The 12,885-nt window shown below is 41.4% G+C and carries 13 protein-coding genes; 7 read left to right on the plus strand and 6 right to left on the minus strand.

Annotated elements, in window-relative coordinates; genetic code table 11:
- Positions 1 to 18: 18 nt before the first annotated feature.
- A complete protein-coding gene (locus ACG9ZB_RS09190; protein ID WP_419325432.1) occupies positions 19 to 297 on the minus strand; it encodes a hypothetical protein in 279 nt (92 codons plus the stop codon).
- A gap of 287 nt (positions 298 to 584) precedes the next feature.
- On the opposite strand from ACG9ZB_RS09190, the gene ACG9ZB_RS09195 reads away from it, so the two are divergent.
- The 5 genes from ACG9ZB_RS09195 to ACG9ZB_RS09215 all read left to right on the plus strand — a co-directional run bounded on the left by ACG9ZB_RS09195 (position 585) and on the right by ACG9ZB_RS09215 (position 4,850).
- Positions 585 to 1,007, plus strand: coding sequence for a hypothetical protein (locus tag ACG9ZB_RS09195; RefSeq protein WP_348928465.1), 423 nt, complete (start codon positions 585 to 587; stop codon positions 1,005 to 1,007).
- 663 nt (positions 1,008 to 1,670) lie between these two features.
- On the plus strand, positions 1,671 to 2,615 hold the full coding sequence (locus ACG9ZB_RS09200; protein WP_419325433.1) for a transporter substrate-binding domain-containing protein: 945 nt from the start codon (positions 1,671 to 1,673) through the stop codon (positions 2,613 to 2,615).
- 68 nt (positions 2,616 to 2,683) lie between these two features.
- Positions 2,684 to 3,427 (plus strand): amino acid ABC transporter permease, encoded by a 744-nt coding sequence (locus ACG9ZB_RS09205; protein ID WP_419325434.1) that lies wholly within the window; start codon positions 2,684 to 2,686, stop codon positions 3,425 to 3,427.
- On the plus strand, positions 3,427 to 4,110 hold the full coding sequence (locus ACG9ZB_RS09210) for an ABC transporter permease subunit (RefSeq protein ID WP_419325435.1): 684 nt from the start codon (positions 3,427 to 3,429) through the stop codon (positions 4,108 to 4,110). Before ACG9ZB_RS09205 ends, ACG9ZB_RS09210 begins: the two co-directional genes overlap by 1 nt.
- A 14-nt stretch (positions 4,111 to 4,124) precedes the next feature.
- Positions 4,125 to 4,850 carry an amino acid ABC transporter ATP-binding protein gene (locus ACG9ZB_RS09215; protein ID WP_010326224.1) on the plus strand — a complete coding sequence of 242 codons (726 nt, stop codon included), beginning with the start codon at positions 4,125 to 4,127 and terminating at the stop codon, positions 4,848 to 4,850.
- Positions 4,851 to 4,912: 62 nt separating this feature from the next.
- On the opposite strand, the gene ACG9ZB_RS09220 is transcribed toward ACG9ZB_RS09215, so the two are convergent.
- Positions 4,913 to 5,635, minus strand: a complete 723-nt coding sequence (locus ACG9ZB_RS09220) for a carbonic anhydrase (RefSeq protein ID WP_419325436.1) — start codon at positions 5,633 to 5,635, stop codon at positions 4,913 to 4,915.
- 725 nt (positions 5,636 to 6,360) lie between these two features.
- On the opposite strand from ACG9ZB_RS09220, the gene ACG9ZB_RS09225 reads away from it, so the two are divergent.
- Positions 6,361 to 7,548, plus strand: a complete 1,188-nt coding sequence (locus ACG9ZB_RS09225; RefSeq protein ID WP_419325437.1) for an ammonium transporter — start codon at positions 6,361 to 6,363, stop codon at positions 7,546 to 7,548.
- Positions 7,549 to 7,617: 69 nt separating this feature from the next.
- Here the strand turns inward: ACG9ZB_RS09225 and ACG9ZB_RS09230 are convergent, their stop codons facing one another.
- On the minus strand, positions 7,618 to 8,310 hold the full coding sequence (locus ACG9ZB_RS09230) for an HAD family hydrolase (protein WP_419325438.1): 693 nt from the start codon (positions 8,308 to 8,310) through the stop codon (positions 7,618 to 7,620).
- Positions 8,311 to 8,474: 164 nt separating this feature from the next.
- On the opposite strand from ACG9ZB_RS09230, the gene ACG9ZB_RS09235 reads away from it, so the two are divergent.
- A complete protein-coding gene (locus ACG9ZB_RS09235; RefSeq protein WP_419325439.1) occupies positions 8,475 to 9,185 on the plus strand; it encodes a phosphatase PAP2 family protein in 711 nt (236 codons plus the stop codon).
- Here the strand turns inward: ACG9ZB_RS09235 and ACG9ZB_RS09240 are convergent.
- The 3 genes from ACG9ZB_RS09240 to ACG9ZB_RS09250 are packed head-to-tail and all read right to left on the minus strand — an operon-like array spanning position 9,175 to position 12,836.
- Complete coding sequence (locus tag ACG9ZB_RS09240) at positions 9,175 to 10,491, minus strand: ATP-binding protein (protein WP_419325440.1); 1,317 nt, start codon at positions 10,489 to 10,491, stop codon at positions 9,175 to 9,177. The genes ACG9ZB_RS09235 and ACG9ZB_RS09240 overlap by 11 nt on opposite strands.
- Positions 10,492 to 10,493: 2 nt before the next feature.
- Positions 10,494 to 11,174 (minus strand): response regulator transcription factor, encoded by a 681-nt coding sequence (locus tag ACG9ZB_RS09245; RefSeq protein WP_004694591.1) that lies wholly within the window; start codon positions 11,172 to 11,174, stop codon positions 10,494 to 10,496.
- A gap of 3 nt (positions 11,175 to 11,177) precedes the next feature.
- Positions 11,178 to 12,836, minus strand: a complete 1,659-nt coding sequence (locus ACG9ZB_RS09250; protein ID WP_419325441.1) for a phosphoethanolamine transferase — start codon at positions 12,834 to 12,836, stop codon at positions 11,178 to 11,180.
- Positions 12,837 to 12,885: the final 49 nt, after the last annotated feature.

Below are 12,885 nucleotides of genomic sequence, written 5' to 3' on the forward strand. Positions count from 1 at the left end.
CAAGGGCTTTAGTCACATTTAGCGATCTGTTGCAGCCGCCGTATTGCTATCGTTGGCTGTCGCTTCGTCACCTGCTGTTGCAGTGGTACTGTTATTTGGTGTTGCAGGCTCTGCACTCGGATTCGGATGTCCTGGAGGGGCCTCATTCGGATTTGGCTTGGTATCTGCAAACATATAAAATAATAATGCGATTAAGAAAATTCCGACCAATGCCAATATATACAAGGGCACGCGTTTTTTTTTCTGCCGCTCCTCTGGCGTTTGCACATGGGACGGTTTATTGAAATCATGTGGCATAGCTCCCCCTCAATTTTCTATTATCAAGTTGTCGAGTTTTTATACTAACAACTGCTTGTGTAGCATTGTGTTTCAAAGCATAGTGAGATAGTAAACAAACGCTTTATTTTGATCTAAGTTATTATTTTTTATACTTTTAAAAACAGTAACTCTTCTGTCAATTCAGTGTTAAAAGTCATATAAAAAGTATTTCATATAGGCATAGACAAAAAGAGTCTGGCGAACAGCGTTCTTTAAATGAATTTGCGTTATAATTATGCATCTTGTTTTAGCTGTTTTTGGACTTTATGGCATATCGTCAACAAAGTGTAACGCTTGATTTAGACACTGATGTTACGCACCAATGTCATTTGCACTACACGCGAGACCAACATCTTATTGGTATTATTGAATTTTTTAAGCCTAGTTATATTTTAAAATGGGGTGATCTGGAGTTTTTCCGTCGTCGTACTGAAGAGTTTTCAGTGATGCCTTTTCCTGAATGTGTCAATGCCATGATTATTGACATTCGAAATGTGCAAGCCTTTTTAGATAATGAAACACCCATCATTCCTTGGCGCTTACTGGAAGAAGAATGTCCAGTGCGTTTAGTTGTACCTCAAGACCGTTTAGATCACTATATTGGACTGTTTGAGCCAACATGGCTGACGACGGATATTGAAACGGCTATTTCTGAAATCCGTGAATATATGGATATGTTTGTGCACTAAGCACTTCTTGATACACATCTGCTCATATCCTCGCATTGCGATTGTGCCCTATAGTCAAACTACTTTATTATCCATACAGGATTCGAAAAAAACTCGAAATAATTCACCGAATGATTTGTATTGGTTTTATAATGATTTGACTATATCATTTGTTCATAACGTACAGTCGCTTTTATTTTTTAGTTTTTAATCCCCCTGCGGAAAGCGTAGGACAGTAAACCGAATCTAACTAACCTTTATATACTGCGTCATAAAACAGTTCATCTTCAAAATAAAGCACTTTTCTTTTTTATTGCCGTTTTAGCATGTTCTACACGAACAAAAGCCATTCTGTCATGCATCCATAACGAAACGCATAACCAACCCTATAGCATTAGACATTAGCCCAATAAAATGAATTAGAAAACTTGAAATGGCACACATTATGCATAATTTTATTTTTTAATATCAGAGGAATATAGTGATGCACTTATTTAAAGCATTATTAACAAAATATTAAATATCCCTCTTGAGCAGCAAAAGCAATCTCGATTAAGATGCAGACTAAGCTGTAAAAAAATACCATAAAAAGAACATCTTTTGCACAGAATAAAGCTTTAACCCAATTCTGACGTTTTTGATAAAAACAATGCAATTGATGCTGCAAACAAAAGGAGTTTGTACATGACCATGCAACGTAATCTTTCTACTTTATTTTGTGCAAGTGTACTTGCGCTGAGCCTTAGTGCATGTAGCGACAACAAAGCACCTGCAGCGGATGCAACTAGCACTGGCGCAGATGCTTCACAGTCAGGCACTTTAGATAAGATTAAAAAATCAGGAACCATTGTTTTAGGTTACCGTGACTCCTCTATTCCATTCTCCTATATCGCAGACAATCCAAATCAACCTGTCGGTTATGCACATGATTTACAGCTCAAAGTGGTTGAGGCTGTTAAACAAAAGCTGAATATGCCTGATTTGAAAGTTCGCTATAACTTAGTCACCAGCCAAAACCGTATTCCATTGGTTTCAAATGGCACAGTCGATCTTGAATGCGGTTCAACTACAAACAACAAAGAACGCCAGCAACAAGTTGATTTTTCTGTGGGCTTCTTTGAAGTGGGTTCACGTTTACTTACTGCAACCGATTCAGGTGTGAAGGACTTTGCTGACTTAAAAGGCAAAAAATTAGTAACGACAGCAGGAACGACCTCTGAACGCTATATCCGTCAGCATGAAAAAGAACTCGGTATTGGTGAGGTGATTTCTGCCAAAGACCATGCTGAATCATTCTTGATGCTGCAAAGTGGTCGTGCTGCTGCGTTTATGATGGATGACATTTTACTTGCTGGAGAAAAATCGAAAGCCAAAGATCCAAACAAGTGGCACATTGTCGGTACAGCACCAATTCAAGAAGTTTATGGCTGTATGTTGCGTAAAGGCGATACTGGCTTTAAACAAGTGGTTGATGATGCAATTAAAGCTACTTATAGCTCAGGTGAAATTAACAAGATGTACAACAAATGGTTTGAACAACCAATTCCACCGAAAAACATTAACCTGAACTTTGCTATGTCAGACCAACTTAAAGCCTTAATTGCAAACCCACATGACCGTGATCAGTAAACGATAAAGGAAGAATTAATGTTCACTCAGGCAAAGTTTCTTTGCCTGACCTATTTTAGGGGATTGTCATGAATTATACCTGGAACTGGGGCGTCCTTTGGCAATCCACAGGCGTCGGAGATAGCACCTATCTCAGTTGGATTTTAATTGGTTTAGGCTGGCTGGTTGTTATTGCCATTGTGGCTTGGAGCATTGCAATGGTGCTCGGAAGTATTCTCGGCATTATGCGCACGCTTCCCAATAAAACCGCACGTGCTATCGGCACTGGCTACGTCACCATTTTTCGTAATGTACCGTTACTGATCCAATTATTTATTTGGTTTTATGTGGTGCCGAATTTCTTACCTGGCCCGATTAAGTCATGGTGGATTAATGATTTAAGTGCAGGAACAACAGCACTGATTTCAGCCAGTATCGGTCTTGGACTGTTTACCGCAGCACGTGTCTGCGAACAAGTTCGCACAGGTATTGAAGCTTTACCTACTGGACAGATCAATGCAGGTTATGCCATGGGGTTTAGTACTGCACAACTATATCGCTATGTTATTTTACCGCAGTCCTTCCGTACGATTTTGCCGCCTCTGAGCTCAGAGTTGACCAATTGCGTCAAAAATACTTCTGTCGCCTCTTTAGTTGGGGTCTCCGAGATTATTTCTCAGATGAAAACCATCAGCGAATATACGCAGAACACCATCGAAATCTATACCTATGTCACGATTATTTTCATCGTTATCAACGTATGTTTAATTACCTTAATGACGCTGCTTGAAAAACGTTTACGTGTTCCAGGTTTAATTGCAGGAGCTAAATAATGGAATGGCTCACCGCATTTACCCATGATTTGCAGTTATCTGCACCCGCCCTATGGCATGGTTTAAGTATCACTTTGAAAGTCGTCTGTATTGCCACCTTTGGTGGTATTTTGATTGGCACGCTGTTGGCACTGATGCGTTTGTCTTCAATTCGCATCCTGAATTTAATTGCCCAAGGCTATGTCAATTTATTTCGCTCGATTCCTCTGCTGTTGGTATTGATGTGGTTCTACTTTGCTGTACCGTTCATCTACACCACAGTCACGGGAAATTACCTGACCATTGATACCGCTTTGGTCTCAAGTATTGTGGCATTCATGCTGTTTGAAGCGGCTTATTTCTCGGAAATTGTACGTGCAGGGATTCAATCAATTCCTAAAGGACAGTCTGCCGCGGCTTATGCACTAGGCATGACCTATGGCCAGTCCATGCGTTTAATCATTTTGCCGCAAGCCTTTCGTAAAATGACACCGCTACTGTTACAACAAACCATCATCTTGTTCCAAGACTCGACCATGGTGTACGCCATTGGCCTACTCGACTTTTTCCGCACCAACTACGTGCGGGGCGATTTGATGTCTCTATTAACGCAATATATTTTATTTGCAGGCCTAGTGTATTTCACCATCAGTATGCTAGCCACATATGCAGTAAAACGATTACAAAGGAGGTTAAGCGTATGAGCGACCAAAAAGTAATGATTGACCTCCAAAATGTCAGTAAATGGTATGGCGATTTTCAAGTCTTAACCGATTGCACCACACAAATTTGCCAAGGTGAAGTGGTGGTGGTCTGTGGCCCATCAGGCTCAGGAAAATCGACCCTGATTAAAACAGTGAATGGACTAGAAGCCTTCCAACAAGGTCAAATCACAGTCGATGGAATTCCGATTAAAGACCCGAAAACAGATTTGACCAAATTACGCAGTCGCGTGGGCATGGTATTTCAGCATTTTGAGTTGTTTCCACATCTCAGCATTACTGAAAATTTAACCATTGCCCAAATTAAAGTATTGGGACGCTCTGAAGCTGAAGCGAAAAAGAAAGGCTTAGGCTATTTAGAACGGGTTGGGTTGAGTGCACATGCACATAAATTTCCAGCACAACTTTCAGGTGGACAACAACAACGTGTCGCAATTGCCCGTGCATTAAGCATGGATCCGATTGCCATGTTGTTTGATGAGCCGACATCGGCGCTTGACCCTGAAATGATTAATGAAGTTCTTGATGTGATGGTCGAGTTGGCACATGAAGGTATGACCATGATGTGTGTCACCCATGAAATGGGCTTTGCCCGCCAAGTCGCCAACCGTGTATTGTTTATGGATCAAGGTAAAATTGTCGAAGACTGTAGCAAAGATGACTTCTTTAACACCAAACGTGGTGATCGTGCTCAACAGTTCTTAGACAAGATCTTGCACTAGTACAGACGTCTTATCCCACATTAAAAAAGCAGATCATACGATCTGCTTTTTTAATTCACGTTCTAGTCTAAAACCAAGCGCGCATTGGTGGCTTGAACAGGACGATTATTCGGATACCCCATCAGTGCAGCGAAGTTTGTGATTTGCTGTGCTGATGCCTGCTGAATATCTTTTAAGACCACCCAACGTACACCTTCAGTACACGGCGGTGTCGTGAGCGAACCATTAAAGCGGTAGTACTCGCGATATGTGGACAGAAATTGATCTGCGTTTAAATTGAGTGCTTTTTTGGGTTGCCTATACTGCTGCCATAGTCCATCAAGTGCTTGATTCTTTTTCCCTTGTTCATACATCACCGCAACCACAGCCAGTTCGCCTTCTTCAGAAGCATGGACTAAATGTAATTCCATCGGAAAACTTTTGCCGTGGATGGTATTTTCAGAAGGGCTATGTAAATGCATTTGTAATAATTGAAATCGTTCTCCCTCTAAACTTAAATAACTGCCTTGCTGAAAATTGGCTTGTAAAGTATGAGGAAGCTTCACGATACTCGTTGCAGCCGTTTTATAATCAAAATCAAGTGGTGCAAGGTCTGCTGAAATCACATGCTCGATATTAATGGGCGATTGATTATGCCCCGCACAAGTTTGGTATTTGCTATTGAGCTGGCTCCAATACTGCGGTGCTGTTTGTGCTTGATAACCCCAATCCGAAGTTACTTCACTACTGGCCCAAGCCATCACACATGAGAGACCAAATAATGTTGCTATTAGTTTTTTCTTCATCATAATCCATCAAAAAATATCAGTTTAAAACACCCCCAATATCCTCTAAGAAATCACGCTCAAGCAGCAAAACCTAAAATGCCAATTCTGCTGCTTGTCTTTGTTTTTTGTGCAAACTCTGTAATCATCACTTTTCAGCAAAAAGCCAATATTGCCCGACTATTTTTTCTCGTTTCAGATATAAAACGATGAAATAGGACTGATCATATATGACAATAATTACAAATAATTACATAAAGTTATGTGATTATTCATGTTTTATCTTCAATAGATTAAAATAAGAATGAGAAAATACAATCATGTTTAAAAACTTTCACTGATGCACAATCAGCACACACATTTCATGGCATGAGCGTTCCAAAAGAGAACAAAGCAACGGAGACTCAGCTCACAATAGCTGCTAACCGAATTTTTTTATCATTTTTTTGTGTTGCTACTTTTTAGGTTTATCTCAAGAGATAAAATATACACCTGTATATTTAAAATAAATAAACTTAGATAAATATAATATATTCATAAACTTAATATTAACTTATACTTTAACCCATGCACCACTGCAATGCACAAACACCATCATGGTGCACACTTTTGCTTTATATCGAGTCTTGTTATTTTTAAGCAAAACTTAATCAATATTTCCCTTTTGCTGAAATCTTCACGAAATTACAGGCATCAGTATACTGAGTTTCTTTTTGCAAAATTTTGCACTCAAATGGAACCTAAACATGCAAAATATTGACTTACTTTTTCTTCTTGTTGGTGCGGTTTTAGTCCTTGCCATGCATGCGGGCTTTGCTTTTTTAGAACTAGGGACAGTTCGTCATAAAAATCAAGTCAACGCCTTAAGTAAAATTTTAACGGACTTTTCACTTTCCGCAATCGCCTACTTCTTTGTTGGTTATTACATTTCCTATGGACACCATTTTTTCCATATCGGGGATACCTTAGCGGCGGATCATGGTTATAACCTGATGCGCTGTTTCTTCTTGCTCACTTTTGCGGCCGCAATTCCAGCCATTATTTCAGGCGGTATTGCGGAACGTGCCAAAATGCGCTCACAAGCGATTGCAACCGTGTTATTGGTGGCCTTAGTTTATCCTTTCTTTGAAGGAATCGCATGGAATGGCAACTTTGGTTTACAACAGTGGCTACAAGACACTTTCGGTGCAAGTTTCCATGACTTCGCAGGTTCAGTGGTGGTACATGCTATGGGAGGATGGATCGCTCTAGCTGCGGTGGTTCTACTCGGTGCACGTAATGGTCGCTACAAAAAAGATGGTCGTGTCAGTGCGCATCCTCCTTCATCTATTCCGTTCTTGGCTTTAGGTTCATGGATTTTGATTGTGGGTTGGTTTGGATTTAACGTGATGAGTGCACAACGTTTAGATGCCATTTCAGGACTGGTGGCGATTAACTCACTTATGGCCATGGTTGGCGGTACTTTGGCAGCCAACTTCGCAGGAAAAAATGACCCAGGCTTCTTACACAATGGCCCTTTAGCGGGTCTTGTGGCAATTTGTGCAGGTTCAGATGTCGTACACCCGATTGGGGCATTGGTGATTGGCGCCATTGCTGGACTGATTTTTGTCAAACTTTTCACCTACACCCAAAACAAGCTAAAAGTCGATGATGTACTCGGTGTATGGCCTTTGCACGGCGTATGTGGTGCCTTTGGTGGGCTTGCAGTCGGGATCTTTGGTCAAAAATGGCTTGGGGGCTTAGGCGGTGTTGCGATGATGTCACAGCTGATTGGTACGCTCTTAGCAATTGGTATTGCTGTTATTGGTGGATTGGTGGTCTATGGCGCTTTAAAAGCCACGATGGGCATCCGTTTAAGCCAAGAAGATGAATTCCGCGGTGCAGATTTATCCATTCATAAAATCTCTGCCAACTCAGATGACAGTATGTTCTAAGCGCATTTCCATTTTAATGCGGCTCACATGGGCCGCTTTTTTATTCGTATTGAACATTATAAGAGGCTTTTAGCACTCTAAATAATCAAAAATCTCAGACAATGCCGCGATACTCGGTGCAGTCATCTGTACTGAAGGAACATGAAAGCCTGATAACCACAGTGCTTGCATTCCTGCCTGCTGCGCACCTTGTACATCATTAATAGGATGATCACCGATAAATAAGCATTGCTCCACATCGACGGCCAGTTGCTGTGCGGTATCTATAAAAATATCAGCTTGGGGTTTGGCTTGGCCAAACAATCCAGAGCTATTGATCACATCAAAATAATGCTGAAAACCCAAGCCATTTAATATAGACAGCCGTGTGGCATGACCACCATTTGAAATAATGGCGAGTTTATATCCTGCTTGCTTTAGACGGGTAAGTGTTTGCTCAGCCTCAGGCATTGCCACAGCACTGCAACCAAACTGTGCAAACCAGAAATTGCTTAACGCTTCTAAACGTGGAGGCACCTGCCAGTTTAACTCCTGTAGCAACGCATAAGCCACCGAAACACCGATACTAGAGTGGGTTAAATACTTTTTTAAGGGATAACCACCATTGTCGATCCGATTCACAATCGACTCAATCTGCTCCACATCGACGAAGTTAAGTTGGCTTTGATAGGTGTCGGCAAGGCTTTGACTAAAAGCCGAAATACTTCGCCCACGATGCGTCAAGGTATTATCCAAATCAAATAGAACAGCACGTATCGACATGTTTAAACCTCATGTATTTGAGAGCAAATCTAACACTGAACCGACACTTTATATTTGCCTTAAAACGATAACCAAAGCACAGATCATGCTAAAGCAGATGAAACAGCGTTTATGTTAAGCCTCGTTTAAGCTGACACTGTTGGAATAGCGCTTATTTTTAGAACATGGCCTTACTTGTGTCGGATCAGCAACGTTTTTTCATCCTTCAGTTTTTTATTTTGACGCTGGGTTTTGCCATATTGTGGCTGCTCTTCCCTGTGGCAGGCACCATCGACTTACAACTAATTCACCCCTTTATGGATCAAACTGGTCATTTTCCACTAAAGCGCGACTGGGCCTTAGCAGAACTGAATCACCGTTATGTTAAAGACATCATCATCGCGGTATATGTGATTTATTTGCTGAAATGGCTCGCTTCGTATAAATGGGCTACGTTCAAGCCCCAGCGTTGGCAAAATGGTTATTTCATTGGCTTAGTCCTCATCAGTACCAGTCTCATTGGGATTTTAAAATCGCAATCCGCGCATGCCTGCCCATGGGATATGACTCTGGCCACTGCACATGATTTCTTTTGGGACTTATCAGCCAGCGCAGGGCATTGCTTCCCTGGAGGACATGCCGCAACAGGTTTTGCGCTCTTTGTGGGATATTTCGTATACCGTCTAAATGAACCCAAACGCGCGTGGTTTTATTTGCTTGCTGCCCTAATTCTAGGCTTTGTCATGGGTTGGGCGCAAATGATGCGGGGTGCACATTTCCTCAGTCACAATTTATGGACCGCGTGGGTGATTTGGTTGGTCAATGTACTAGCATATGCGCTGTGTTATAAGCAGTTTATACAGTCCAGCCCAAATCAAGCAGAAACTACAGTTTAAAAATCACTTGAACTTTTAAGCCGCCCAATCCTGTACTTTGTCCAAAGTGCAGTTTGGCGCCAATTTTTTCTGCGGCTTTATCGACAATGGATAAACCCAATCCACTGCCGACTTCCATATGGTGATGTACGCGATAGAAACGCTTTAAGATATGATCATAAAGTTCTGGGGCAATGCCCGGCCCACTGTCTTCAATTTGAACAATGGCTTGCTGATCTTGCTGATAAATAGAGACATTAATCACGCCCTGTTCAGGCGTATATTTAATTGCATTATCTAATAGATTATAGACAATCGAATGTAAGGCTGAACTTTGAGTTTCTATCCAAAGTGCTTCATGCTGTTCCAAGCCTAAATCGATGTTTTTCGCTAATGCCAGCTCCATCAGTTGCTCCATACATTCAACTGCCACATCATTTAACCCTAGTCTTTGTGTAGGTTCTAAACTTGGTACAGAAGCATCCTGTTTTGCCAAATTGAGCAGTTGTGACACCAAATGTTGAATCCGAATTAAGCCTAGACTTAAGTTTTTTAACGCTTGGTGTTCTGGAAATTCATGCAACAAAATTTTCATTTGCAAATTCAGTGCGGTAATGGGGGTTCTGAGCTCATGCGCTGCGTCGGCAATGAATTGCTTTTGTTCTTGTTGCGACAGCGAAATTCGTTCAAATAAACGGTTCATTTCATTAATGGTCGGAAGAATTTCCAGTGGATAACCGTCTGGACGAATCTCACTCAGTTCATATGGTTCACGCTGTGCAAGTTCCGCTTTAAACTCATCCAAGGGTTTTAGACTACGTCCAATAATCCAACTCAGCCCCCATAAAGCCAAAGGCATAAACAGTAAATATGGGATCAACATATTGGCCGCCAGCTCTAAAGCCAGCTTTTGTCTTACACTGCGCTGCTGACTGACTTGAATTTGATACTTTTCTGTTGGCAGCACATAGGTATTCCATAAGCCTTGTGCTGTGTGATGTGTATAAAATCCAGCTTTTTTAACAGGTTGTATTAATAAATCAAACTCATGTTGCCGTTGTTCAGGCAGTCCATACGACCAGACATCTACAAATAAATCTTCTTCGTGATAGTGTCTGTCCGCCTCAAATTCACTCTTAATTGGAGCGGGATCATGCGCTGCAACACGCTCTGCCAAATTACGCATTTGTGCATCGAGGATCTCATTGGTCTCTTCAAGTGCAATGCGATATGCTGCTATCACCAACAAACACCCCATCACAATACTAAATAAAGAGGTATAGGTAATCAGTTGACGCTTTAAGGAAACAGGAGTCGACTTCGCCATCGTTATGCTTCAACCTGCCCCAAACGATAGCCTAAACCTCGAATGGTACGGATAAAGTCTTTGCCAAGTTTGGCACGCAAATGGTGAATATAAACTTCAATGGTATTGCTATTAATTTCCGAATCAAGGTCATAGAGCTTTTCTTCCAAATTGGTTTTGGAAAAAATTTTATTGGGATGACTGACTAGAGGAATTAAAATAGCCCATTCTCGGTTCGACAAATCAATGGTCTGCCCTTTGTACTTGGCTAAGTGCAAATCTTCATCTAACTCTAGACCTGCATAACTCAAAGTCTGGCTTTGCTTTTGCTGTTTTAACGCGCCACTACGACGTAATAGTGCATGAATACGTGCTAGCAACTCATCAAACTCATAAGGTTTGATTAAGTAATCATCCGCGCCATGGTTTAAACCATCGACTCGGTTTTGTAACTGATCTCGCGCCGAAATAATCAGCACAGGCAAAGTTGGATACAGTGAGCGAATATTTTTTAGAACCTGCATCCCATCCATCATAGGTAGTCCTAAATCCAGCAGCACCACATCAAATGGATATTGTTGTAATTGCTTTAAACCATCAAAACCATTGTTGACCCACACCACATCAAACTGCTGATAACGCAGCAGCGTTTGTGTGGACTCAGCAATCATAAAATCATCTTCAATAATCAATATTTTTGACATGGTCTAAGCGCTCGCTTTGGTCGCATTACAGTGTTCTAACATATTATTTTTTGAATCAATCACCGTACTTTTTACCCCAAGTAAACTCAGTAAGCTTGGGAACAAATGATCTTGGCTTAATTCTTGGCTTTTTTGTTGCCCTAAGCAAGTGATTTGTTGCGGATTCTGCTTTTGCCATGTTTCTGAAAACCACATCAGCATCGGTACGTGGGTCTGTTGGCTTGGTGCAATGGCATAAGGTGAACCATGTAAATACAACCCGTGTTCACCAGTCGACTCCCCATGGTCAGATAAATACCAAAAACCTGTTTCAAAGTTTGAGTTTTGCTTTAATACACCAATCAGTTGACTCAACACATGGTCAGTATAAACAATAGAGTTGTCATAACTATTTTTCAGCTGTTCAGGTTTACAGGCTTGAATGGCATTGGTTTCACACATCGGTTGGAAAGGCTGAAACTTAGGCATTGAACGCTTATAGTAAGCTGGTCCATGACTGCCCATTTGGTGTAACACAACCAAACGTGGCGTTTTATCATCAGCCGCAATACCAGCCATATAGGCTTTTAAGCTATCCACCAAAATTTCATCGCTACATTCACCATCGGCTGAACACCATTTTTTCTGTATCGGTTCAGGAATTTTATACTGTTCAACCCGATCACACACGCCTTTACAGCCAGAGTTATTGTCAATCCATGTCACTTTGTAACCAGCACGCTGGGCAAGATCTAATAAACCTTCCCGGTGGTGCGCTAACTGTGCATCGTAGTTTTCACGTGGCATGCCTGAAAACATACAAGGCACAGAAACCGCAGTGGCTGTCCCGCAAGAACTGACTTGATTAAAGTTGATGACATTGAGTTTTTCCAGCTCAGGATTGGTCTTCTTCGCATAGCCATTTAAAGAAAAACTTTCTGCACGTGCCGTTTCACCGACCACCAAAACCATCAATTTCGGCAAGTTTTGCTGTTTGACTTGCTCTACCAAATGGGCATCTTCACCATAAGTCACCAACGGTAAATGCTGCTGTGGTCGATTTTTTTTATAATACGACAGGGTTGAGCTAATCACATTTTGCGGTGAAATCATCCCTTTGAGATCACGATGCTCACGGAAAATCGCGGCATAATCAACAAAGAAAATAAACAACATGCCTGCAATCAGCAAAATAGAAACTGCACTACCGAAGAGCTTGTGCAATAACACGGTTTTAAAAGGATCACGGCGGATTTTGACCTTAAATAAAACCACTAAAGGCAGTACCACCATCGCCCCAATCCACAGTACAAGACGCCATGACAACAAGTCTCGCACTTCATTGCCATCGGTTTGCATCATGTTTTGAATTTGATCTGGTGTGATCGAAACGCCTAAACTGTTAACAAAATAGGCACTCATTCCACCAATGATGATCAATAACGCAGCCACCCCTTTAGCTATCGGTCGCCACTGTAGCAGCTGAAAAACCAAATGATAAAAAGCCAACACCACCAAAATGGTTGCCCCGATAAAGGCATAAGCTTTGAAACCGTGATAGGGCGTAAGCAGCTGAACTTGCTTGTAGAACATCACGTTTAAAACTACGGCTAACCACAGCGCCAAATATACGTTAAAGCGCGAAAGTGAAACTTCTTTAAAAATAGACTGCAAATTGAACATTTTAAATCATGTCTTGCTGAGCGGATGCCCCAATGTAGTTTCCTAAACT

Origin of the sequence: Acinetobacter johnsonii, from assembly GCF_048551975.1 — a bacterium.
Classification (GTDB): Bacteria; Pseudomonadota; Gammaproteobacteria; order Pseudomonadales; family Moraxellaceae; genus Acinetobacter; species Acinetobacter johnsonii_A.

Coding starts and splice junctions, on each gene's coding strand:
- ACG9ZB_RS09190 (WP_419325432.1), bottom strand. CDS start 297: ATGCCACATGATTTCAATAAACCGTCCCATGTGCAAACGCCAGAGGAG.
- ACG9ZB_RS09195 (WP_348928465.1), top strand. CDS start 585: ATGGCATATCGTCAACAAAGTGTAACGCTTGATTTAGACACTGATGTT.
- ACG9ZB_RS09200 (WP_419325433.1), top strand. CDS start 1,671: ATGACCATGCAACGTAATCTTTCTACTTTATTTTGTGCAAGTGTACTT.
- ACG9ZB_RS09205 (WP_419325434.1), top strand. CDS start 2,684: ATGAATTATACCTGGAACTGGGGCGTCCTTTGGCAATCCACAGGCGTC.
- ACG9ZB_RS09210 (WP_419325435.1), top strand. CDS start 3,427: ATGGAATGGCTCACCGCATTTACCCATGATTTGCAGTTATCTGCACCC.
- ACG9ZB_RS09215 (WP_010326224.1), top strand. CDS start 4,125: ATGATTGACCTCCAAAATGTCAGTAAATGGTATGGCGATTTTCAAGTC.
- ACG9ZB_RS09220 (WP_419325436.1), bottom strand. CDS start 5,635: ATGAAGAAAAAACTAATAGCAACATTATTTGGTCTCTCATGTGTGATG.
- ACG9ZB_RS09225 (WP_419325437.1), top strand. CDS start 6,361: ATGCAAAATATTGACTTACTTTTTCTTCTTGTTGGTGCGGTTTTAGTC.
- ACG9ZB_RS09230 (WP_419325438.1), bottom strand. CDS start 8,310: ATGTCGATACGTGCTGTTCTATTTGATTTGGATAATACCTTGACGCAT.
- ACG9ZB_RS09235 (WP_419325439.1), top strand. CDS start 8,475: ATGGCCTTACTTGTGTCGGATCAGCAACGTTTTTTCATCCTTCAGTTT.
- ACG9ZB_RS09240 (WP_419325440.1), bottom strand. CDS start 10,491: ATGGCGAAGTCGACTCCTGTTTCCTTAAAGCGTCAACTGATTACCTAT.
- ACG9ZB_RS09245 (WP_004694591.1), bottom strand. CDS start 11,174: ATGTCAAAAATATTGATTATTGAAGATGATTTTATGATTGCTGAGTCC.
- ACG9ZB_RS09250 (WP_419325441.1), bottom strand. CDS start 12,836: ATGTTCAATTTGCAGTCTATTTTTAAAGAAGTTTCACTTTCGCGCTTT.